Raw genomic sequence first — 21,065 nt, forward strand, 5'->3', positions numbered from 1 at the left:
TAAATCCTGCCCGATTTGCCGAAAAAAGTGCGGTACGCTGTTCGTGGTGTACTGCACTTTTTTTATATTTGTTCGCAAGGTGATATACTTGAAGAAAATAACAGCCGATTTCGCTGTTAGCACAATGTTATGCGGCAGCTTAAAAGACGACACCAAACCAGAAAAATCATCTTGACAACCACCCGACTTTGAACTACGAAGGATGAAATTTTTCAGGGACAACTTCCAGCATTTCCAAAAAACAGTTTACCCATTGACTTGGAGACAAACAAACAATTTGAGCATTAAGGTTTAAACCGAATTTTTCCGAAATTGACCTGACCTGACTTTTCCTGAAAATCGACTTTAAAGCTGTTTTTACAGATAAATCAGGTTTCTCTAACAGACAGGAAATAAATGCTAAGTATTTGGCTTTAAACTTAAAATCAAAAAATAACTGTTTTCTTTTAATGTTTAACAGGGCTGATTTGACAGTTGGCGGTGGAAAGAAACTTTCAGGACCTACCTCATAGACAAGTTTCAAATCAAAAAAAGTATGATAGAAAACGGTATATGGATTGTAAAGCTTCCTCGAAAATAACTTTTGTGTAGGTTCTAACTGAAGGACAATGGAACCTCCCAGAAAATTTCCAAGACTCTCAAACATCAGGATTTTGAAAATATCGGAAGTAATGCCATAAGGAATATTTGACACCACTTTGAAAGGAAATTTCGGAACTGCAAAATTCCTAAAATCACAACCGACAACTTGAACATTTCGGGCATCAGAAAATAATTTTCGTAAATGTTCAACCAAAGCTGTGTCGTTTTCAATAGCAACAACATTGTTGGCGATTTTTAATAAATGAACAGTAAGAAACCCCTTGCCTGCCCCAATATCTAAAACCGTATCCTGATTACTTATATTTGCTTGTCTTATTGCATCTTTTATTAGCACTTTATCAATAGTAAAGTGCTGACCCGTAAAACGAACGGGCAATTTCTTTTTTGTCATTAGTAACTTCTTACAGGTGAATACTTGACTGCAAATTTAGTAACTTTGCAGCAGAAATTAACGAGAAAGAAGAGAAAATGAAAACCGACCGCATAACATCACCTATACGCAAGCAGGGGTTTCGTGCTTCGTAGGACAGTTAAGTGGTAAATTTAAAGTTCAGTTCTTCGTAGGAAGTTCAGTGGTTAAAATCCCTGCCTGCGTATAGCTGAGAACCGTTATCAACCTCGAAAAGCAAAAATACAATGAATAGAATATTAACACTATACCTCTTTTTGCTATTGTGTGGCACGGCTTCCGCACAACAAATAGTAAAATGGGACGATTTACAGACTATAACGGATAACGCACGGCGCACGGTCTATTATGAAAAAGGCAGTAAACAGCCGTTGCAGGGAGAATATCGCATTATACGAGGGCTTGACGAGGAGCGTGTTAAACTTTCCGACGGCATAATAAACGGTGATTATCTCCGCTATCGTGATGGGGTACTGCGTGAATCGGGCATATATGCCAAAGGAAAGCGCAACGGCATATTCACGGAGTATTACCAAGATGGCGTTACTCCCCGAAAAGAAACACCCATGCAGCAAGGCAAGATAGACGGAACTGTAAAGACCTATTTTCGTAACGGCAAAATAGAAATCGAAAAGGAGTATAGGCAGAGTGTGGAGAGCGGACGGGAACGCCGCTTTGACAGCAAGACGGGTGAGCAGATTTTTGAATCTCATTATATAGACGGCAAAAAAGAGGGTGAGGAATGGGAAATATTCGAGGATGGGCGCACGCTTCGCAGCAGGACTACACGACACTACCGTAACGGAAAACTTGACGGCTTTTATCGTGTGGAATCGACACGGGACGGAAAACCCTATATAACCATCGAGGGGCAATACACCGACGGCGAGAAATCGGGACGTTGGAAACAGTACAACGCCACCGATGACACAACCCATGAATGGGATGAATGATTTTCTTTTTTCGCAAGTTGATTTTATAAAATTGCCACCGAAAGTTCGTACTTTCGGAAAAAGATGTTATATTTGCAAATGAAAGAGTTATTTGACAGCATAGCAACGCAAAACGCTGAAATTCGCACAGTTGCTAAATCGTTACTTCTATTTCTCAAATAATTCGCTAAAAGTTTATTTCTCAATCGGTTAAGTCAAACCGAGAAAAATCTAAAATATGTTTTGTAGCAGGTTTTTGTTAAACTGTATTAAATAGATGAGAAAAACAAGCAAAACATTATGCTGCATAACATAAAACCTCTATATTTGCACTGTGTTTTTCATGGTATTAGATTTAAGGTTAACAATGAAGATTGGCTGTCTGTGAAGATAGCCTTTTTTGCGTTTATAAAACTCTTAAAAAGCTTCTGCGAAGTTGAATACAAATCCTCCTGTATCTTTCCCAAAACCGTAATCTATACGGGCATTTACATTATGTTTAAATTCGATTCGTAATCCCAGCCCGTAGTTGGGTAAGATATGCTTACAGTTGAATTTTTTCAGTTCAGGAAATACGCTGCCGGTTCCAATCCACGCCACACAACCCAGGCGATTAAATATGTGTTGGCGTAATTCCACTTGGGCAGTCAGCTGATTACAATCGATGTAACGTCCCCCGTAATAACCACGCATACGGAAACCGCCGCTACCTAGTTCTTCCCGTAAAGGCCAGGGTGTGTGCTTTTTATTGAATTGTCCGTAAATATCTCCGGCTATTATACCTCCGGGCCATACTTTCTGATAGATATCGAATATAAAGTTGGTACTGAACAGTGTTTTATTGAAACTGCCTAAGAACTCAGGATATATCACTTCTTTGAACATGATATAAATGCCCCTTTTCGGATTTAGTATAAAATCGCGGGTATCATACTGAAGTGAAATACCCAGACCTGTAAAAAAATAACTCTGCTTTTGCCCTTCCAGGTAAGAGATGTCTTTTATATCGGATAAATCTGCATAATTGAGATTGAAGGCGGCTCCGATATAGAATTGTTTACTTAGTTTATAAACATAATCGGATTCCCATCTTATCTGTTGCCGGGTATATTCGGATAAAGGATTCATGGCACACCCTTCATAAGAAACTCCCCAGAAGTTAAGCGTTTTACGGGCAAATTCAAGGCTATAGGATAAGCGCGACCTGTTTCCTTTGAAATGGTTGTTGCCTGTCGCTGTAAGTGTATAGAAGCCGTTTATAGAAATATTGCCTGTCAGGGTAATGTCGGAAGGCTGCATGATCGAATCCTTACGGTCCAGACGATATAATCCGGTAGCCATTCCTCCGACTCCGAAGCTGCCTTCGCGGGTATAGGAAGGAGCTACGGCATAACTCATATCTATTTTTCTTTCAAAAGTGCGGTCTACATTACCATGTATAAAGCTATTCCAGTATTTTTTCAGAGCGCCGTCCTTTTTCTCTATATAGATACTATCTTGTTGTGAATAAAGAGGCATGGCCATAGAAGCGGAGAAAATAAAAAGAAATAAAAACTTAAGTTTCATCTTTTGTGTGTTTGGATGTTGGTTTACTTTTATTTCCGGAAACAGTAGGCGAAGCCCAGGCTAAATGTTTGTGGGTGCAATGCCGCAGAACTTTCATTCGCATCCAGCAGATTGGATATGCTTATCTTGTAACTTACATTTATCAGGAGTCCGAAAGGAAACTCGTAACTGTTTATAATACCGAAGCCTGAGTTTGAATCCCGCATGACAGGTGTTCCGCTTTCTGTATTTTTTTCGTAGAGGTCGATTTTTTCCCCTTCTCTTTTTAATGAAGCGTCGAGGCCGAACTCCGTATAAGGGCCAATCCCGATGTGGATGCGGTGCCCATTCTTTAATTTAGTGTGATACATCGCATAAATAGGAATTTCCATTCCCCAATAGCGATAAATGCCGTTTTGGTTGTTACGGTCGAATTCAGATTCTTTGTAGTGGAGTAAAAGTTCCGGTTGGATTGAGAAATGTTTGGAAATTCCCAGATTCAGAAATCCTCCTGTCGTTACGCCCGGCTTCATTACGCTTTTTCCACCCCCTATTCCGGAATGGACGAAGCTGGAATAGTTGCTTTCTACCAGGACTCCGCCGGATATTTCGATCTTTTTATTCTGTTTGCCTTCTTGTGTTCCCTCTTCTGGCTTTTGATTGTTCGTAGTTTGCGCACTGCCGGATATCATGTTTATTCCGGCCAGGAGTAACGCGAGCATTAACATTTTCTGTCTTCTCATTTTTGTTTTATTTATTCGTTTTTAAACTTATGCAAAAGTAGAGCGGGGGATAGGATGGCAAAAGGTCTTTTAGATTGAAAGTTGGACGAAAATGCCGATTTATGAATTTATGCAGTTGAAATATTTATCTTTGTTGTTCTAATTTACGGATATGGGAAATGTGACCTCTTTGGATTGGCATGCTAAGCCTGAAGAAATAGAACAGGCTGATTTTATAAATGACGATTTTTATATGTATAAGAATACGTTGATAAATCCGCTCAACCATCCTTTCAAAGCAAATAAGACAATTTGTTGTATTTGTCTGAAAGGAGAAATAAGAGGAAGGATAGACTTGATGCCTTATTGTGTGAAAGCACCTGCTATTTCTATCACTTTACCGGGGCAGATATTGGAATATGAATCCAATACATCTGATTTTGAAGCTGTATTCGTTCTTATGTCGGAGCAGTTTAACGATAGTCTGCATTTGCCGGATCGTTTTTCCACTTTTCTTTCGGTTCGTAATAATCCGGTTATTTCATTAGGTCCCGGTCAGTTAGAGGCTATACAAACTTATTGTACCATGATTCAACGGGTGATTCGTGTGAAAGATAATCCTAACCGTATGGAAATTGTGAAGCATCTCACAATTGCATTCTTTTATGGTCTGGGATATTATTTCCATAAATCATCGGAGGTAGAAAAGATAACAAAAAGTGAAATGCTGGTGAGAGACTTCTTGAAGCAGGTACAGTTATTCCATAAAAAAGAAAGACGTATAGATTTTTATGCAGACAAGTTACAGCTGAGTTCTAAATATCTTTCTCAGGTAATCAAAAATTATAGTGGAAAGTCGGCAGCAGACTGGATCGATGAGTATGTCGTGCTGGAAGCGAAGGCTTTATTGAAATCTACCAATATGACCATACAACAAATAAGCGACGAGTTGAACTTTCCTTCCCAATCGTTTTTTGGAAAGTTCTTTAAAAGGATTTCGGGAGTATCTCCCAAAACATATAGGGATCGGTAAATAGCTTCGGATCGTTTTTATATTTATGGCGGATCGGTCTTTATATCCGTAGAAAAAAACTTATCTTTGTACCCCTGTTAAACGTAAATGCTTCAAATAAAGATATGAAAAGAATATTCTGCCCCAAATGTGATAATCAGTTGTCGTTCGATGAAACCAAATATCCGGATGGAAAGATACTGGCTTTTGTGTGTCCGCAATGCGGGTCGCAATTTAAGATAAAGCTGGGACGCAAGACCGTCCGTACGGAATCAGGCCAGGAAAAAGAGGTGAAGGAACCCGATTTCTCCTGCGGCCATATTACCGTGATCGAGAATACGTTCGGTTTTAAGCAGGAACTGCCGCTTGTGATGGGCGATAATATGATAGGACGGAGGAATAAGGATACGGAAGGTGTGGATGTTCCTATCATTACGAGCGATCCGAGTGTGGGACGTAAACATTGTATTATTAATGTAAAAGAGGATAAGCAGGGGAAATTGGTTTATACCCTGCGTGATAACCAAAGTATGACCGGCACCTTCCTGCGCAGTGTGCTTTTAGGAAAAAAAGAACAGGTACGTATCGGTGAGGGAGCTATTGTGACGATCGGTGCGACTACTTTTATACTTCATGTTCCGGAAGGGGAAGAAGAGGAGGATTTTTAAATTAAACTTAGAAACTGCTCCGGAGTGAATGATCTCTTACATCAGGGCGATAAGGGAGATAGGGGGAATTGGCGTAGGTTTCGGGAGAGATGGATACAAGATTACCTTTCATCTCCGGCGCAGTTCTAAAGTTTAAATCTCATTATTCATGTTTTTTATTTAGTTGTTCAACGATAAAACAACTATAAGGCTATTTGGCTCACGGCAATTTACGTAAAGAATCAAAAAGAACTGAAAGAAAAGTTTTGTTAAAAAGTGGCTAAACTGAAAGTCTGATTATGAGAAATAAGGCGTGCGGGAAATTTTTAGAAACAAATGTAAATGTTAATTGATAGTTTTTTACAACTCGAAAAAACAAAGAAATACAGTATTTCCCGGTAAATTCATCTGTAAATAAAAAAGTGGCGATGTTAGTAATCCGTTGTTTTTATATGTAATTTTGCGGTCCAATAGGCAATAAGGTTAACAAATGGGACAAAATAGAGTAGAGCCGGTTAGTGGTATTACTTTCCGGATATTGGTGGCATTAAGCATTTCACATTGTATAAATGATTCGTTGCAGTCTGTTATCACAGCCGTTTATCCACTATTTAAGGATGATTTAGCGTTGACATTTGCGCAGATCGGATTGATTACGCTGGTCTATCAATCGGCGGCATCCGTGTTTCAACCGCTTACCGGATTATATTTCGACAAACATCCGTCTCCGTGGTCGTTACCTATCGGGATGAGTTTTACGCTGATCGGTTTGCTTAGCCTGGCATTTGCAAATTCTTTATCCTGGGTTTTATGTTCTGTGGCTTTGATTGGTGTCGGTTCGTCGATATTCCATCCGGAGGCTTCGCGGTTGACTTCGTTGGCATCCGGAGGGAAAAGAGGACTGGCGCAATCTTTATTCCAGGTGGGAGGAAACCTGGGAGGATCGTTGGGGCCGTTGCTCGTAGCTATCCTGGTGGCTCCTTACGGGCGAAGCCATATTGCTTTTTTTTCTATCCTGGCTTTTATCGCGATTCTTATCATGACCTATGTGGGGCGTTGGTACAAAGGGTTGCTTCAGCGGTTTAAGCGGGAAGACATAGGAACATCCCAACGTCATGTAGAAATGCCTTTGTCGCTGGGGAAAACTGTTTTTTCCATCTCTATCCTGCTGATCCTGATCTTTTCCAAATACATTTATATGGCGAGCCTCAACAGTTACTACACTTTCTACCTGATAGAGAAGTTCGGGGTGAGCGTGCAATCTTCGCAGTTGTTCTTATTTGTATTCCTGATCGCGACTGCTCTCGGCACATTGATGGGCGGTCCGATAGGTGACAAGGTGGGACGTAAATATGTTATTTGGGCATCTATCCTGGGAGCGGCACCTTTTTCACTGATAATGCCGCATGTGGATAGTTTATATCTGACAGCTGTATTGAGTTTTTGTGTCGGTCTGACATTATCCTCTGCATTTCCGGCTATTCTTGTGTATGCGCAGGAGTTGTTGCCTTATAAACTGGGACTTATTTCCGGCTTATTCTTCGGTTTTGCTTTTGGGGTGGCGGGGATCGCTTCGGCTGTGCTGGGGAATCTGGCGGATCATTACGGTATTGAGACTGTCTATAATGTCTGTGCCTATATGCCGCTGATCGGACTGGTCACCTGGTTCTTACCGGACTTAAAGAAAGCGACCCAAAAAGGAAGTTAGCCCGCTGAACAATCCCGGAGAAGGGGTTGTTATTAATCATAAATTTCGCTCAAACTAAATTTAAACGTATTTATGATTAATAACTTAACGCATTTCAGTATTGGCTTGCTATTCCTTTTTCCTGCCATAGTATCTGCTCAGACAACGAAGGTCGACCTGAGCCTGGAGCAGTCGATGGAGCTGCTTCAGAAAGGAAACCGGAGTATCCGGATGGCAGGGATGGAGGTGGAACTGGCAAAGAACGAACATCAGAAACTCAACTCGTTCTGGTATCCGTCGGTGGGTGCAGCCGGTGCCTTTGTTCACATGTCGAACCCGGTCGAGGTTCGTCAACCGTTGGACCAGTTTACCGATCCTGCCAAGGATTTTGTTCATTCCATTTTACCCGACAACCAGTTTATTTCTTCCATCCTGGATAAAATCGGCCAGAATACGCTGACACTCCCGCTTATTTCACAGAATATTACTTCTATCGATGCCAGTGTGACCTGGCCTGTCTTCACCGGAGGGAAACGTATTTTCGCCAATAAGATCGGGAAAACGATGGTCGGTATCGCCGAAGTAAACCGTGAGCAGGTCAACGCCGACCAGCAATCGAAATTGATCGAATGTTATTTCGGCCTGCGTCTTGGCCAGCGGGTTGTGACGGTGAGAGAAGCTACATATAATTCGCTGAAAACCCATTATGACCAGGCTCTTAAACTGGAACAGAACGGGATGATTAACCGGGCGGAACGTCTTTTTGCCCAGGTGAGCATGGATGAGGCCAAACGCGAACTCGAATCGGCACGCAAAGACCTGGAGGTGGCGCAACAGGCATTGAAAAGTCTGATAGATGTCGATGCCGATAGCGAGATCAGTACGACTACCGCTCTTTTTATCAATGAAAATATTCCTTCGGCCGATTATTTCAAAGAATTGGTTCCGGTCAATAATTATCTGGTCAACCAGTTGAAACTACAGGAGAATATTGCCGGTAACGAATTGAAGATCGGACGTACCGGATACCTGCCTACCATTGCCTTGTTCGGCAAACAGACACTTTATTCGAATGGTGTGGATAAATATCTTATGCCCCGTACGATGATCGGGGTCGGTTTTACCTGGAATATCTTCGACGGTTTGAGCCGGGAGAAGAAAATCCGGCAGGCACGGCTGACCAGTCAGACATTGGCGATCGGAAAGGATAAAGCCGTTACCGAGTTGAAAGTCGGTGTCGATAAATATTATACCCAGTTACAGAATGCCCTCGATAATGTAAAGGCGCTGAATACGACATTGGAAATGAGTGAGGAGCTGGTCCGTATCCGTCAGAAATCCTTTCAGGAGGGGATGGCTACTTCTACGGAAGTGGTCGATGCCGAAGTCATGCTCTCAAAAGTAAAGACTGCTTTCCTGCTGGCTTATTACCAGTATGATGTGGCACTGATCAATCTGCTGTCGATCTGCGGTATACCGGAATCGTTCCAGCAATATCGCCAGGAAGGAACAACGGAGATAATATAGTCTAAACCGGATTCTGTTCGCAATTTCATTTTGCTTTTAAAACCAGCCTTTATCTATCTTTTTGATTTGTTAAAAAATATTACTCGCGGGGATATTTTCATTTACCCGATATATTAATCTGATTTATCCGGTAGGGTAGTGTCATTTTGATAATTGCGGATACATAGGTTATATGGATTTGAAACTGATAAATTCTGAATTAACAATAAACACAAATAAATAATTATGGACAAGACTAAGAAATATCTGACGATCTCTTTTATAGTGGTACTGATCGCCGTAATAATCATATCTGCCGTCGGGATGCTGTTGCTGAAAAAGAAACCGGTTATCCTCCAGGGACAGATTGAAGCTACCGAAATACGCATCTCCGGTAAGTTGCCCGGTAGAATAGATACTTTCCTTGTGAAAGAAGGGCAAAACGTAAAAGCGGGTGACACACTCGTAGTTATCAACAGTCCCGAAGCGCAGGCTAAATACCAGCAGGTGAATGCCCTCGAAGATATTGCCAAATACCAGCACCAGAAGATTGACGACGGTACGCGTAAACAGATCATCGCCACCGTCGAACAGCTTTGGAACAAAGCAAAATCAGACCTGCAACTGGCTAAAACAACCTACGACCGTATCCAGGCCCTTTATAAGGACAGTGTAGTCACTTCACAGCGAAAAGATGAAGTAGAGGCTCTTTACAACGCTGCTGTAGCAAACGAACGTGCCTGCCACAGTCAATACCAGATGGCTCTCGACGGGGCACAGATACAGGATAAGGAAAGTGCCCGTTCATTGGTAACTGCCGCCCAGGGAACCGTTAACGAGGTGGAGGCCCTTTTGCAGGATGCCCGCCTGGTTGCTCCCGAATCCGGACAGATATCGACTATTTTCCCGAAACGCGGTGAACTGGTTGGTGCAGGTATGCCGATCATGAACCTGGTGGTAATGGATGATGTGCATGTCGTATTGAATGTCCGCGAAGACCGCTTACCCTTATTTAAGATGGGTGGAACTTTTCGTGCCGATGTTCCGGCGATTGCCACGAATGATATCGAATTCAAGATTAATTACGTTAGTCCGCTGGGTAGTTTCGCTACCTGGAAATCGACCAAACAGACAGGTAGCTACGATTTGAGAACGTTTGAGATCCATGCCCTCCCGGTAAAACCGGTCGACGGATTACGTCCGGGCATGTCGGTGCTGGTTAATTTAGGAGAACAGTAATAGAGGATAGTCTATGAGTACCAATAAACAACATAGTCCTTTTTACAATGTGCTTCAACGCGAACTACACCGGATGGTTTCACGCAGGCTCTATTTCGGGGTCTGTATCGTGTTGCCGCTGTTTTGTATCTTCTTTATGTCCACGATCTTCGGTAACGGACAAATGGAAAATATTCCGGTAGCCATTGTCGATCAGGACCAGACTGCTTTATCCCGCGAATTGATCCGCCAGGTCGAAGCTGTTCCGACTTTCCGTGTCACGCATCATTATGTAGATGCCGAAACTGCTCGGAAAGCGACGCAAGCTAAAGAAATATACGGTTATCTGGTGATTCCGAACCGTTTTGAAGAAGACGTGACAGGTGGGAGACAAGCTACTTTATCCTATTATTACCATTATGCATTACTGAGTGTCGGAGGAGAGGTCAGAGGTGCTTTTGAAAGTTTGCTACGCACGTTTTCAATGGCTCCGATTGTGGTGCAGGCAACGGCTATGGGGATCAGTCAGAAAGAAGTATCCACCTTCCTGGTTCCCATCCGGGCACAGAACCATCCGTTGTTCAACCCGGATCTGGATTATTCCGTTTATCTGAGTAATCCGTTTTTCTTTATTTTCTTCCAGGTAATCATCTTGCTGACGACGGTCTATGCGGTAGGTAGTGAAATAAAGTTCCGTACCGGTGATGAATGGCTGGCAACGGCAAAGATGAATATGGTGACGGCGCTTTTCGGAAAATTATTACCTTATACCATTATCTTTTCCCTGATGAGCATTCTGGGAAATTATGTCATGTTCGGTATAATGAATATTCCTTTCTCGTGTGGATTCTGGCCTCTGAACCTGACTTCGATCCTGTTTGTGATCGCCTCGCAAGCATTGGCCGTATTCCTTTTCTCCATTTTTCCGGCAATCAGTATCATTATCAGTATCGTGTCGATGGTCGGGTCGTTGGGAGCAACCTTGTCGGGTGTAACTTTTCCGGCCCCATCCATGTATGCTCCGGTCTATTACACTTCGTTCCTGTTTCCGGTACGTCATTTCGTGGAGATCAATCAGAATCTTTTGTATGGTGATTATGGATTTGCCTATACCTGGTGGAATTTCAGTGCATTATTCTGTTTTATCCTGGTTGCATTCGGGATGGTACCGCATTTAAAAAGTGCAATTTTAAGTCATAAGTATGAAAATATCAAATAACATAAAAGCAGGACTGAATAATATATCCTCCATTATCCTGAACGAGTTCAAGACTATTTCGGGTAGTTTTGCCATTGTGCTGGTGTTGATGGGGGGGATATTTATGTACGGTCTGCTATATAATTATATGTATGCTCCCGACGTGGTCCGTAATGTTCCGGTCGTAGTGGTGGATAATTCAAAAACGGAGTTGAGCCGCGAGTATATCCGTTTGCTGAATGCTACACCGCAGGTCGATGTGATAGCTACCGGTGAGGACTTTCCTCAGGCTCAGGAGTTGATGAAACGCGATGAGGCAGCCGGTATCTTGTATCTGCCGTATGACTTTACCGACCGGGTTTTACGCGGTGACGAATCGATTTTTATTATGTATGAGACGACGAGTGCTTTCCTTTATTATCTGTCGATACAGGAAGCATCGGCGGGTTCGATGCTGGCACTCAACGACCGTTTCCGTCCTGAAATGGTTGTCTTTTTACCCAGTCAGGATGCGGCGCAGCTTTCGGTAGCAAAGCCGATCAGTGTGGCGGGAACGGCTTTGTACAATTATACGGAAGGGTATGGGACTTACCTGATACCTGCCGTACTGATCGTCATTATGTTCCAGACATTATTGATGGTGATCGGAATGGTCAGCGGAGAAGAACGCCAATTCCGGTTGTTGCAGGGAAACCGTCCTTCGTTCGGGCAGGCGGCAAGACTGGTGACAGGGAAGACATTTGTTTATATGATGTTGTATGCAATCTTCTCGCTGTTCCTGTTGGGACTGATCCCGTTGATCTTTGACCTGCCGGATATCGGGAATGTATGGAATATCATTATGTTGCTGATCCCGTTTCTGATGGCGAGCAGTTTCTTCGGCTTGTCGGTTTCCGTCTTCTTTACAGATTCGGATGCTCCTTTGCTGATGATCGCTTTTTTCTCTGTCGGGTTGATCTTTCTGTCGGGGGTATCTTATCCGCTGGAATTGATGCCCTGGTACTGGAAGATGTCGCATTTTCTGATCCCGGCTGCCCCGGCAACGTTGGCGTATGTCAAATTGAATTCGATGGGCGCTTCCATAGCAGAGATCCATACGGAATATGTCACTTTATGGGTTCAATGCGCCGTTTACTTTGTGCTGGCATGCCTGGCATACCGGTATAATATAAGGAAAGCGTATCGTTGATGCTGTCAGGAAGAGTTGAAAAACAAAAAAAGCGATACAATTTGTATCGCTTTTGCACGGAAGGAGAGGCTCGAACTCCCGACACCTGGTTTTGGAGACCAGTGCTCTACCGACTGAGCTACTTCCGTATTGCGGGTGCAAAGGTAGGTTTTTATTTTTAATATGCAAGACTTTCGGAAAAAAAGTACTTCAGTATTTTTTCTTAGCCGATAAAATTGAAGGAAAACGAAGCTACCGTAATTTCTTTTTTTTATCTTTGAAAGCATTATAGAAAATGTATTTAAATCTATACTGTACAAAAACAATCAACAGAATATGGAAAACGAATTAGAAATGAATTCGAATCTTTTGGTCGAATTCTTGCAAAAACCTTCATCTGAGTTTACAAAAGCGGACATTATTTCTTTCATCCGCGAAAAAGGGATCAAGATGGTCAATTTTATGTATCCGGCAGGAGACGGGCGTCTGAAAACATTGAATTTCGTTATTAATAATGCGGCTTACCTGAATGCAATCCTTACTTGCGGTGAGCGTGTCGACGGATCGAGTTTGTTCTCTTTCATCGAAGCTGGTAGCAGCGACTTGTATGTTATCCCCCGCTTCCGGACGGCTTTTGTCGATCCTTTTGCTGAATTACCGACCGTAACGATGCTTTGCTCTTTCTTCAACAAGGATGGCGAACCCCTGGAAAGCTCTCCCGAATATACCTTACACAAGGCCAGCAAGGCGTTTACGGAAGTGACGGGTATGGAATTTCAGGCAATGGGTGAACTGGAATATTACGTGATCGCTGAGGAAGAAGAATTGTTCCCGGCTACCGACCAGCGCGGATATCATGAATCCGGACCATTTGCCAAATTCAATGAATTCCGCACCCAATGTATGCAGTATATAGCCCAGACCGGCGGACAGATCAAATATGGTCATTCCGAAGTCGGCAACTTTACATTGAACGGAAAGATATATGAGCAGAACGAGATCGAGTTTCTGCCGACCAAAGTAGAAGATGCCGCCGACCAGTTGATGATCGCCAAATGGGTGATCCGTAATCTGGCTTACGATTATGGTTTGGATATCACCTTTGCCCCTAAGATCACAGTCGGAAAGGCCGGATCAGGATTACATGTCCATATGCGTATTATGAAAGACGGTAAGAACCAGATGCTGGCGGGTGGTGTTTTGTCTGAAACAGCCCGTAAAGCGATTGCCGGCATGATGGAGTTGGCTCCGTCTATCACTGCATTTGGTAATACGAATCCGACTTCTTATTTCCGTCTGGTACCTCATCAGGAAGCTCCGACAAATGTCTGCTGGGGCGACCGGAACCGTTCGGTATTGGTCCGTGTACCTCTGGGATGGGCGGCAAAGAAGGATATGTGCGTGTTGGCTAACCCATTGGAGTTGGAAAGCCATTATGATACGACACAGAAACAGACGGTCGAAATGCGTTCGCCGGACGGTTCAGCCGATCTGTACCAGTTATTAGCCGGTTTGGCTGTGGCCTGCCGTCATGGATTTGAGATTGACAATGCGTTGGATATTGCAGAAAAGACGTATGTAAATGTAAATATCCACCAGGAGGAAAATAGGGATCGTTTGCAGACATTGGATCAGCTTCCCGACAGTTGTGCTGCATCCGCTCAACGTCTGCAGAAGCAGCGTGCTGTCTATGAAAAATACAATGTGTTCAGTCCGAGCATGATCGATGGTATTATCAAAAAACTGACTTCGTATAACGACTTTACCCTTCGAGATGATTTGAAAAATGATCCTGAAGGAATGCTCCGGTTGGTGAAGACTTATTTCCATTGCGGATAAGATAATTATTCCGAAATGGCCGGTAGAGATCCTGTTGGTATGAAAGGATTCTATCGGCCATTTTTTGTATTGCTACGTTTGCAGCATCTTGGAAAGTTGATGGATTTAAAGCATTTCAAGTTCCTCAAACATACCCCTGTAAACCGCCGCTTTCTCTTCCAGCGGTTTGGGATAAGCGCGTGAGGATGATGGCATCCGGTACAATCTGAATGTCCGGTCCAGTAAGGTGAAAGTCGAGTAGCTGCCGACTTTTGGCTCTTCTGTCGGAGGTAGAACCGACAGGAGTGTATCCATCGCTTTCTGTCCTGTAACGACAATCGCTTTGCATGCCGGTATTTGCGATAAGACTTCTTCCGGGTTAATTGGTTTGATGACTTGCAGGAAGTTGTCGGAAGCATTGTTCTTTAACCGGATGATCTCCATAGCCGTATCACCGATACCGATCCCTTTTTCCAGGCAGAACTGCTTGGCCTTTTCTTCGCTGAACGCTTTTCTGCTTTCCAGGAAGTATTCCTTGTTATTATAAAATAACAATCCGAGAATACGCCACATGTCATTCTGGATATTCGGGTAGTAGAAATTCATGGACCAACGTGGCATGGGAGGTGGAAAACTACCCAACATCAGCAGTTTGGTCTGCTCGGGAAGGAAGAAGCCTAACGGGTGTAATTCAGAAACCATCGGGGTATAAAATTATCGTTTTATAGTTTGTTGTTTTTTTGTATGCATCTCTTCTGCAAAGGCATCATAGCCTATTGCCTGTATTCTTCTGATGCAGGCCGGACGGTCGGAGCGGAAGAGGATAGAAAATATTTTACCAATGAAGTTGTTGAACTTCTTGCATTCGTCGATCGAACTGATTGTGCAATCGGCACAACTCTTATAATTGTGTTCAATGTTGCAAGCCCGTATTTTGCACCATTCCGCTTTATTATTCGCTTTGCATCCGGGACATTCTCCTTTTACAAATTTACGGCAGGCACCGCAATACAGTCCGCAAGCAGCAACATATTCCGCACTTGGTTGATACGTAAGGTTTTCCATATACTATGACAGATAAGATGATTATTTTGCTTTTACAGAAATACCGATCATGACCGTCGTACTGTCGGTATTATTCCATACCGAATGGGGAATATGGCCATTTACGAGAAACGATTCGTTTGCATCTACGATCCTGACCTCGCCATCGAGTTCAACTCTGGCTTGCCCGCTGACCACAATGAACAGATGGTTATGCTCGTGAGTATGTAAAGAAGCAGGTCCACCACCGCCTTTTTCCAGATAGGCAATAGAACCGTCGATAATTTCCCCGCAGTCTGCAAATAGCTTTTTTGCCAGGAAATGAATATGATCCGGAGGGGTGATGAACTCTTTCATATACTTTGCTATTTAACGGATTCTTCCCATTCCGCAACTTTAAAACCGACCAGAATCTGGTTTTCGCTCACCAGCAAAGGGCGTTTGATCAGTTTTCCATCGGAAGCCAGCAATTCGATCTGCTCTTTTTCGCTCATGGACGGCAATTTGTCTTTCAACTGCATTGCTTTATAGACCAATCCACTCGTATTAAAGAAATTCTTCAATGGTAATTGGCTGCGTTCTATCCATTTGGTCAATTCTTCGACAGATGGATTCTGATCGATGATATGCCGGTCTTCGTAAGAAACCTTGTGTTCATCCAGCCATTTCTTTGCATTCCGGCAGGTTCCGCATTTAGGATATTCTAAAAATAGATATTTCATATTTCTTGAATTTATTTGTCTTTCTTACGCTGGTTCTTAGCATCTTCTTTGGCTAACAGGACGACATTGTAAACAAAATCCGTCATCCATTCTTCCGAATAGCCTAATGTTTCTTTGTATTTACGGATACTCCATGCCGTTTTCTGAACGCTGACCTCTTTCCATTCCGAACGGGTTACGATCTCATGAATCGTTTTCGCCGTTTGGTTGTATAACAATTTTTTTACCAACATCGAGAAACGGAACTTCCATTGCATCAGATTGTCCAGCAAAGAGAACAGATCGTTACAGAATCCCTGGAAAAGGAAAAAGTACGATTTGATATCGTTCTGCGACTTGCAGTTCTTTTTTACCGACGCATCTATTTCTTTGAAGAAACTTTCTTTCATACCGTAGTCTTGCATCAGTATCTTACGGACCCGTGACTTTTCAGCAATACCTGGTTTGTTATTTTGTGTCGGGATTTTCAGCATCCGTTTGAAAAGGGCCATATCCGATAGCATATTGATATTGGTAATACCCAGTTGAACGGCCATTACGGCTTGATAATAAACGCGGATAAGCGATACGAATTCTTCTACGCTACCTTTTGACGATGCTTCTGTTTCCTCTTTTTCTTTCTTGAAAAGTTTAGAAATTATGTTCATGTGTATTTGTTATATAATGATTACGGGGACAAATATACTAAAACTTGTCCCCGTTTCAGCCATTCTATTCAATTCTCTCGATAGTTACTTCCGGAATTTCTTCCATAAAGAGCAATAACTGGTTATCATCCGTACTTTTTTTGGCTTTAATGACCAGTGTGACGATGAAAGTATCCACGTCTGAATGACTGACTTTTTCCATTTGATAGGAGACAAGTAAATAGCCTTTGTCGTTCAGCACGTGCGTCACTTTGCTTATGATCTCTTTCTCATTGGTGGAGAAAATGATCATCGAGCTTTTCATTCCCAGACTTTTAAAGATGTAACTTAACAATTCTAATCCCATTAACGTCAGGATAGTCGCAGCAACACCGATGCCATACATTCCGGCACCTATCGCAAGCCCGATCCCGGCTGTAGCCCATATTCCGGCAGCAGTGGTCAGACCGCGTACAAACTGTTTTTGTATGATAATCGTTCCGGCCCCGATGAAACCGATACCGCTTACCACCTGTGCTGCAACACGGCTCGGGTCGAGTGATACGCTACTTTCCTGTATAATTTGCTGGAAACCATATTGAGACACGATCATGATCAGGGCACTTCCCAGCGATACGAGGAAGTGTGTACGATAGCCGGCCTCTTTAGCCCTGTATTCCCGGTCGAGACCAACTACGGCTCCGAGAATACCTGCAATGAATAATCTCAGAATAAAATCCCATAACATACTAGTGTCCTCCTTTTATTATAATCCCAATATTACATGTTGAAGAATATAAACTCCTGCTCCTGCCAAATATCCAAGTAGTGCAAGTAACGAAATATTTTTGAGATACCAAATAAAATTGATACGTTCGAGTCCCATAACAACGACACCGGCTGCCGAACCGATGATCAGCATGCTTCCACCGACACCGGCACAATAGGCCAGGAATTGCCAGAAAGTTCCGTCCATAACGAAGTTTGCCATGTAAGCCGGGTCTGCGGCCGTAGCGATCATAGCCTCATTCGCTACCGGGTACATACCGATCGCTCCGGCTACCAGCGGTACGTTATCTACGACTGCCGATAATGTTCCGATGATCAGGTTAACTGCATATACATTTCCTACTGTTTCATCCAGCCAGAATGCAAAATCAGTCAGTACGCCACTGCAACGGAGGGCATCGACTGCCAGAAGGATTCCGAGGAAAAATAATAATGTAGCCCCGTCTATCCGGCGGACTATTTTGGACAGGCGTAACTTTATATCTTCATTTACAATATTCCGTCTATACATTAATTCTGTGTATACCCATAAAATACCGACTCCCATCAGGATCCCCATGAATGGAGGTAAATGAGTGACTGTTTTAAATATAGGTACGAATATGAGGCATAATATGCCCAATACTAATATGGATAATTTTTCTTTTGTTCTCAATTCTTTCAGCAATTCGTTATTTTCATTATCGACGAATGCATTGGGGGGAGTGACTTTTCCGTGTAAAAAGCGCATCATGATCAATACGGGAACCAAAGCTGATACCAGACTCGGTAAAATCAGATGAGGAATGGTTGAGGAAGAAGATATATTTCCCCTTACCCAAAGCATGATCGTTGTCACGTCTCCGATAGGTGACCAGGCGCCGCCGCTGTTTGCTGCGATAATAATAACGCTGCCGAATACCCAACGTTCTTTGTAGTTGCCAAGTAGTTTCCGCATTAGCATAACCATAACGATGGAGGTAGTCAGGTTATCAAGTATAGCAGACATGAAGAAAGTGATACCTGCGATCAATAGTAATAATTTCTTTTTTTGATTGGTTGTAATGCGGTTTGTAATAAACATGAAACCTCCGTGAGCATCTATCAACTCGACAGTGATCATAGCACCGATCAGAAAGATCAATGTCTCTGCAATTTCTCCAATACTGTCCAGTACCTGATGTTCTACGACAAAACGGGTGCATTGTTCCACGAAGGGAAGTTCTGCTATGGCAGGATAAGCATTCAAAAACTCTTTGAACTCTTCCGCAGAAGCGAGTGGGATCAGATCTGGCGCTGCAAATGTGTATAAAACCCAAAGTATAGTGCCTGTTAATAAGGCTGTTCCGGCTTTGTTTACTTTTAACGGATGCTCTAAAGCGATACATAGATATCCAATTAAAAAAACAAAAATCATTACTGTCAACATAGCAATTCTTCTTTTTCTTTTTAATTTTAGTTAACTGTTGCAAATGTAGGAATAATATACAACTAACACTCATTTGGAATGAATTGTTTTTATTGACCTGCGCTATTTGGAGATAGACTGTATTTCTTTGTTCGTGTGTTTTTCATAGTATTAGTAATTAAGTTGGTTATTGGCCGCTCTGTCTGTTAAGGCGGGACAGTTTTCTTTTATTATCGAATAATTTGTGGGTGATAATATTTTTGTTATCTTTGTAATGTCGTTAAGACAAGCGTTCTATGCATAGTGACGATGGGCTAAAAGCCCGGATAGAAGAGGTCGAAAAAGACTTACTTTTCTATCTCCGCAAGTATCATGAGGTGACTTCGCGAAGCAAATTCATGAAAGCGGTGGTTGATAAAGAAATCCGGCGATTGGAGCGAGAGCTCAAGGAACTCGGAAAGTATTATTAACCAGAAAGGTTCTCCCCCTCATGGCCAGAGGGGGAGTTACCTTTTTTAAGGTGTAACTCAAAAGCATACTAAGATGGACAAAGTGAAACATTTTTTTGAATTGAAAGAGTTGTGGAAGCAGAGTGCCGAAGCTGATCGATCGGCCATTGACCGGCAGATAACGGAATTGATGGATAGTATGACTGATCAGGAAATTGAACAACTTGCTACAGGTGTACAAAATGACTTTGATAGCATTCATGAGGAAGTCGCCGACATCAAAGAACAACTAACGATCCGGGAGCGGCTGGAACCGGTGTTGCCATATTTGTCTGTATCTAAATTATCAAAGGATTATTTTAATAAATCATCTTCCTGGTTTTATCAACGTTTGAATGGGAATTTGGTGCATGGTAAAGTTAGCCGGTTTACGCATGAGGAACTGGCTACTTTAGAAATGGCTTTGAAGGATATCGGCCAGCGTATTTCTTCGCTTCGACTTGTGTAAAATGTGAATCAATAAGATAGGCGTCCGGCTCAAATGAGTTCGGACGTTTTTTATGTGTATTTGTTACCATATTCTATATGAATAAAAAAAGACACTCTTGATTATTGGCTAATAGCGTGATAATCAAGTAGTGTCTTTTAAGGAGCGGTAAGCGAGACTCGAACTCGTGACCCTTAGCTTGGGAAGCTAATGCTCTACCAACTGAGCTACTACCGCGTTGAACGATGCAAAAGTATTAAATCTTTTCTTTTTTTAGTAACTTTGACGCAAAAATATTTTATCGAATATGAAGAAAGAAAAGCTTACGCTTATCAAGGTCGGAGGGAAAATTGTGGAAGAAGAAGAAACTTTGAAAAATTTGCTTCGTGATTTCTCTCAAATAGAAGGTTTTAAGGCGCTGGTACATGGTGGAGGACGCTCTGCAACTAAATTAGCCGGGCAGCTGGGTATCGAAAGTAAAATGGTGAATGGACGCAGAGTGACGGATGCCGAAACGCTGAAAGTCGTAACAATGGTGTACGGCGGTCTGGTTAATAAGAATATTGTTGCCGGTTTGCAGGCTTTAAATGTAAATGCACTGGGCTTGACCGGGGCCGATATGAATCTGATGCGTTCAGAGAAACGCCCGGTTGCTGAGGTCGACTATGGTTTCGTGGGAGATGTGAAAGAAGTGAATGCCGGTTTACTGGCTTCTCTTATTCACCAGGGAATTGTTCCGGTGTTGGCTCCGTTAACCCATGACAAGCAAGGACATATGCTGAATACGAATGCCGATACGATTGCCGGAGAGGCTGCAAAAGCACTGGCAAAGCATTTTGATGTGACTTTGGTATTCTGTTTCGAGAAAAAAGGAGTGCTGAGAGATGAGAATGATGATGAGAGCGTTATCCCGGAATTAGACCGTGCTGCTTTTAAACAACTGGTAGGAGAGGGCGTGATACAGGGAGGTATGATCCCGAAACTGGAAAACTCTTTCCAGGCTATCGATGCCGGTGTGAAAGAAGTTATCATTACACAAGCATCAGAAATTCATCAGGGAAAAGGAACAAAGGTATATTGAAAATAGAAAGAGGAA

General features: G+C 42.7%; 22 protein-coding genes and 2 tRNA genes. 12 read left to right on the plus strand and 12 right to left on the minus strand.

Features of this window, described 5'->3' with window-relative positions; all coding sequences use genetic code 11:
• Positions 1-193 precede the first annotated feature (193 nt).
• Complete coding sequence (gene erm(F) / locus DWW23_RS09700; protein ID WP_004295323.1) at positions 194-994, minus strand: 23S rRNA (adenine(2058)-N(6))-methyltransferase Erm(F); 801 nt, start codon at positions 992-994, stop codon at positions 194-196.
• Positions 995-1,239: 245 nt separating this feature from the next.
• Here erm(F) and DWW23_RS09705 point away from each other — a divergent pair, with 245 nt between their 5' ends.
• A complete protein-coding gene (locus DWW23_RS09705) occupies positions 1,240-1,965 on the plus strand; it encodes a toxin-antitoxin system YwqK family antitoxin (RefSeq protein WP_004293712.1) in 726 nt (241 codons plus the stop codon).
• 396 nt (positions 1,966-2,361) lie between these two features.
• Here DWW23_RS09705 and DWW23_RS09720 read toward each other — a convergent pair whose 3' ends face one another.
• Both DWW23_RS09720 and DWW23_RS09725 read right to left on the minus strand, forming a co-directional pair.
• A complete protein-coding gene (locus tag DWW23_RS09720) occupies positions 2,362-3,510 on the minus strand; it encodes a BamA/TamA family outer membrane protein (RefSeq protein WP_233564297.1) in 1,149 nt (382 codons plus the stop codon).
• 29 nt (positions 3,511-3,539) lie between these two features.
• A complete protein-coding gene (locus tag DWW23_RS09725; protein ID WP_122353075.1) occupies positions 3,540-4,232 on the minus strand; it encodes a porin family protein in 693 nt (230 codons plus the stop codon).
• 151 nt (positions 4,233-4,383) lie between these two features.
• Between DWW23_RS09725 and DWW23_RS09730 the strand changes: the two genes are divergently transcribed.
• The 7 genes from DWW23_RS09730 to DWW23_RS09760 all read left to right on the plus strand — a co-directional run bounded on the left by DWW23_RS09730 (position 4,384) and on the right by DWW23_RS09760 (position 12,668).
• A complete protein-coding gene (locus DWW23_RS09730; RefSeq protein WP_122353076.1) occupies positions 4,384-5,244 on the plus strand; it encodes an AraC family transcriptional regulator in 861 nt (286 codons plus the stop codon).
• A 104-nt stretch (positions 5,245-5,348) separates the two neighbouring features.
• Positions 5,349-5,891, plus strand: a complete 543-nt coding sequence (locus tag DWW23_RS09735; protein WP_122353077.1) for an FHA domain-containing protein — start codon at positions 5,349-5,351, stop codon at positions 5,889-5,891.
• 469 nt (positions 5,892-6,360) lie between these two features.
• The gene (locus DWW23_RS09740; protein WP_122353078.1) at positions 6,361-7,578 is read left to right on the plus strand and encodes an MFS transporter; all 1,218 of its coding nucleotides are present in this window, start codon (positions 6,361-6,363) and stop codon (positions 7,576-7,578) included.
• A 72-nt stretch (positions 7,579-7,650) separates the two neighbouring features.
• The gene (locus tag DWW23_RS09745; protein ID WP_122353079.1) at positions 7,651-9,084 is read left to right on the plus strand and encodes a TolC family protein; all 1,434 of its coding nucleotides are present in this window, start codon (positions 7,651-7,653) and stop codon (positions 9,082-9,084) included.
• Between the two features lie 225 nt (positions 9,085-9,309).
• Positions 9,310-10,302 carry an HlyD family secretion protein gene (locus DWW23_RS09750; RefSeq protein ID WP_122353080.1) on the plus strand — a complete coding sequence of 331 codons (993 nt, stop codon included), beginning with the start codon at positions 9,310-9,312 and terminating at the stop codon, positions 10,300-10,302.
• A 13-nt stretch (positions 10,303-10,315) separates the two neighbouring features.
• Entirely contained in the window at positions 10,316-11,500 is a 1,185-nt protein-coding gene (locus DWW23_RS09755; RefSeq protein WP_122353081.1) for an ABC transporter permease, read from the plus strand.
• Positions 11,484-12,668 (plus strand): ABC transporter permease, encoded by a 1,185-nt coding sequence (locus tag DWW23_RS09760; RefSeq protein ID WP_122353082.1) that lies wholly within the window; start codon positions 11,484-11,486, stop codon positions 12,666-12,668. The genes DWW23_RS09755 and DWW23_RS09760 overlap by 17 nt, the downstream gene beginning before the upstream one ends.
• A gap of 55 nt (positions 12,669-12,723) precedes the next feature.
• Here the strand turns inward: DWW23_RS09760 and DWW23_RS09765 are convergent.
• Positions 12,724-12,796: transfer RNA gene (locus tag DWW23_RS09765), tRNA-Trp, on the minus strand.
• 187 nt (positions 12,797-12,983) lie between these two features.
• On the opposite strand from DWW23_RS09765, the gene DWW23_RS09770 reads away from it, so the two are divergent.
• Positions 12,984-14,486, plus strand: a complete 1,503-nt coding sequence (locus tag DWW23_RS09770) for a glutamine synthetase family protein (protein ID WP_122353083.1) — start codon at positions 12,984-12,986, stop codon at positions 14,484-14,486.
• 105 nt (positions 14,487-14,591) lie between these two features.
• On the opposite strand, the gene DWW23_RS09775 is transcribed toward DWW23_RS09770, so the two are convergent.
• The 7 genes from DWW23_RS09775 to nhaD all read right to left on the minus strand — a co-directional run bounded on the left by DWW23_RS09775 (position 14,592) and on the right by nhaD (position 19,054).
• Positions 14,592-15,167: a uracil-DNA glycosylase family protein gene (locus DWW23_RS09775; RefSeq protein WP_122353084.1), complete on the minus strand. Its 576-nt coding sequence runs from the start codon at positions 15,165-15,167 to the stop codon at positions 14,592-14,594.
• Between the two features lie 12 nt (positions 15,168-15,179).
• Complete coding sequence (locus tag DWW23_RS09780) at positions 15,180-15,530, minus strand: DUF3795 domain-containing protein (protein ID WP_122353085.1); 351 nt, start codon at positions 15,528-15,530, stop codon at positions 15,180-15,182.
• 21 nt (positions 15,531-15,551) lie between these two features.
• Positions 15,552-15,866: a cupin domain-containing protein gene (locus DWW23_RS09785; RefSeq protein ID WP_122353086.1), complete on the minus strand. Its 315-nt coding sequence runs from the start codon at positions 15,864-15,866 to the stop codon at positions 15,552-15,554.
• Positions 15,867-15,874: 8 nt separating this feature from the next.
• Entirely contained in the window at positions 15,875-16,231 is a 357-nt protein-coding gene (locus tag DWW23_RS09790) for an arsenate reductase family protein (protein WP_122353087.1), read from the minus strand.
• Between the two features lie 11 nt (positions 16,232-16,242).
• Positions 16,243-16,878 carry a hypothetical protein gene (locus DWW23_RS09795; RefSeq protein ID WP_122353088.1) on the minus strand — a complete coding sequence of 212 codons (636 nt, stop codon included), beginning with the start codon at positions 16,876-16,878 and terminating at the stop codon, positions 16,243-16,245.
• A gap of 64 nt (positions 16,879-16,942) precedes the next feature.
• Positions 16,943-17,605 (minus strand): MgtC/SapB family protein, encoded by a 663-nt coding sequence (locus DWW23_RS09800; protein WP_122353089.1) that lies wholly within the window; start codon positions 17,603-17,605, stop codon positions 16,943-16,945.
• 18 nt (positions 17,606-17,623) lie between these two features.
• Complete coding sequence (gene nhaD, locus DWW23_RS09805; RefSeq protein ID WP_122353090.1) at positions 17,624-19,054, minus strand: sodium:proton antiporter NhaD; 1,431 nt, start codon at positions 19,052-19,054, stop codon at positions 17,624-17,626.
• 275 nt (positions 19,055-19,329) lie between these two features.
• On the opposite strand from nhaD, the gene DWW23_RS26535 reads away from it, so the two are divergent.
• Together DWW23_RS26535 and DWW23_RS09810 are read left to right on the plus strand one after the other, a co-directional pair.
• Positions 19,330-19,503, plus strand: a complete 174-nt coding sequence (locus DWW23_RS26535; RefSeq protein WP_199664134.1) for a hypothetical protein — start codon at positions 19,330-19,332, stop codon at positions 19,501-19,503.
• Between the two features lie 73 nt (positions 19,504-19,576).
• Positions 19,577-19,990 carry a DUF5053 domain-containing protein gene (locus DWW23_RS09810; RefSeq protein WP_122353091.1) on the plus strand — a complete coding sequence of 138 codons (414 nt, stop codon included), beginning with the start codon at positions 19,577-19,579 and terminating at the stop codon, positions 19,988-19,990.
• Between the two features lie 143 nt (positions 19,991-20,133).
• Here DWW23_RS09810 and DWW23_RS09815 read toward each other — a convergent pair.
• Positions 20,134-20,206, minus strand: a tRNA-Gly gene (locus DWW23_RS09815).
• A gap of 70 nt (positions 20,207-20,276) precedes the next feature.
• Here DWW23_RS09815 and argB point away from each other — a divergent pair.
• On the plus strand, positions 20,277-21,050 hold the full coding sequence (gene argB / locus DWW23_RS09820) for an acetylglutamate kinase (protein ID WP_122353092.1): 774 nt from the start codon (positions 20,277-20,279) through the stop codon (positions 21,048-21,050).
• The last annotated feature ends 15 nt before the right edge of the window (positions 21,051-21,065 follow it).

Origin of the sequence: Parabacteroides sp. AF14-59 (genome assembly GCF_003479515.1) — a bacterium.
In the GTDB taxonomy this organism is placed as follows: Bacteria; Bacteroidota; Bacteroidia; order Bacteroidales; family Tannerellaceae; genus Parabacteroides; species Parabacteroides faecis.

What these genes read in the sequence shown, in the direction of transcription:
- DWW23_RS09705 (WP_004293712.1), top strand. Translation starts at nt 1,240, where the DNA reads ATGAATAGAATATTAACACTATACCTCTTTTTGCTATTGTGTGGCACG.
- DWW23_RS09720 (WP_233564297.1), bottom strand. Translation starts at nt 3,510, where the DNA reads ATGAAACTTAAGTTTTTATTTCTTTTTATTTTCTCCGCTTCTATGGCC.
- DWW23_RS09725 (WP_122353075.1), bottom strand. Translation starts at nt 4,232, where the DNA reads ATGAGAAGACAGAAAATGTTAATGCTCGCGTTACTCCTGGCCGGAATA.
- DWW23_RS09730 (WP_122353076.1), top strand. Translation starts at nt 4,384, where the DNA reads ATGGGAAATGTGACCTCTTTGGATTGGCATGCTAAGCCTGAAGAAATA.
- DWW23_RS09735 (WP_122353077.1), top strand. Translation starts at nt 5,349, where the DNA reads ATGAAAAGAATATTCTGCCCCAAATGTGATAATCAGTTGTCGTTCGAT.
- DWW23_RS09740 (WP_122353078.1), top strand. Translation starts at nt 6,361, where the DNA reads ATGGGACAAAATAGAGTAGAGCCGGTTAGTGGTATTACTTTCCGGATA.
- DWW23_RS09745 (WP_122353079.1), top strand. Translation starts at nt 7,651, where the DNA reads ATGATTAATAACTTAACGCATTTCAGTATTGGCTTGCTATTCCTTTTT.
- DWW23_RS09750 (WP_122353080.1), top strand. Translation starts at nt 9,310, where the DNA reads ATGGACAAGACTAAGAAATATCTGACGATCTCTTTTATAGTGGTACTG.
- DWW23_RS09755 (WP_122353081.1), top strand. Translation starts at nt 10,316, where the DNA reads ATGAGTACCAATAAACAACATAGTCCTTTTTACAATGTGCTTCAACGC.
- DWW23_RS09760 (WP_122353082.1), top strand. Translation starts at nt 11,484, where the DNA reads ATGAAAATATCAAATAACATAAAAGCAGGACTGAATAATATATCCTCC.
- DWW23_RS09770 (WP_122353083.1), top strand. Translation starts at nt 12,984, where the DNA reads ATGGAAAACGAATTAGAAATGAATTCGAATCTTTTGGTCGAATTCTTG.
- DWW23_RS09775 (WP_122353084.1), bottom strand. Translation starts at nt 15,167, where the DNA reads ATGGTTTCTGAATTACACCCGTTAGGCTTCTTCCTTCCCGAGCAGACC.
- DWW23_RS09780 (WP_122353085.1), bottom strand. Translation starts at nt 15,530, where the DNA reads ATGGAAAACCTTACGTATCAACCAAGTGCGGAATATGTTGCTGCTTGC.
- DWW23_RS09785 (WP_122353086.1), bottom strand. Translation starts at nt 15,866, where the DNA reads ATGAAAGAGTTCATCACCCCTCCGGATCATATTCATTTCCTGGCAAAA.
- DWW23_RS09790 (WP_122353087.1), bottom strand. Translation starts at nt 16,231, where the DNA reads ATGAAATATCTATTTTTAGAATATCCTAAATGCGGAACCTGCCGGAAT.
- DWW23_RS09795 (WP_122353088.1), bottom strand. Translation starts at nt 16,878, where the DNA reads ATGAACATAATTTCTAAACTTTTCAAGAAAGAAAAAGAGGAAACAGAA.
- DWW23_RS09800 (WP_122353089.1), bottom strand. Translation starts at nt 17,605, where the DNA reads ATGTTATGGGATTTTATTCTGAGATTATTCATTGCAGGTATTCTCGGA.
- nhaD (WP_122353090.1), bottom strand. Translation starts at nt 19,054, where the DNA reads ATGTTGACAGTAATGATTTTTGTTTTTTTAATTGGATATCTATGTATC.
- DWW23_RS26535 (WP_199664134.1), top strand. Translation starts at nt 19,330, where the DNA reads ATGCATAGTGACGATGGGCTAAAAGCCCGGATAGAAGAGGTCGAAAAA.
- DWW23_RS09810 (WP_122353091.1), top strand. Translation starts at nt 19,577, where the DNA reads ATGGACAAAGTGAAACATTTTTTTGAATTGAAAGAGTTGTGGAAGCAG.
- argB (WP_122353092.1), top strand. Translation starts at nt 20,277, where the DNA reads ATGAAGAAAGAAAAGCTTACGCTTATCAAGGTCGGAGGGAAAATTGTG.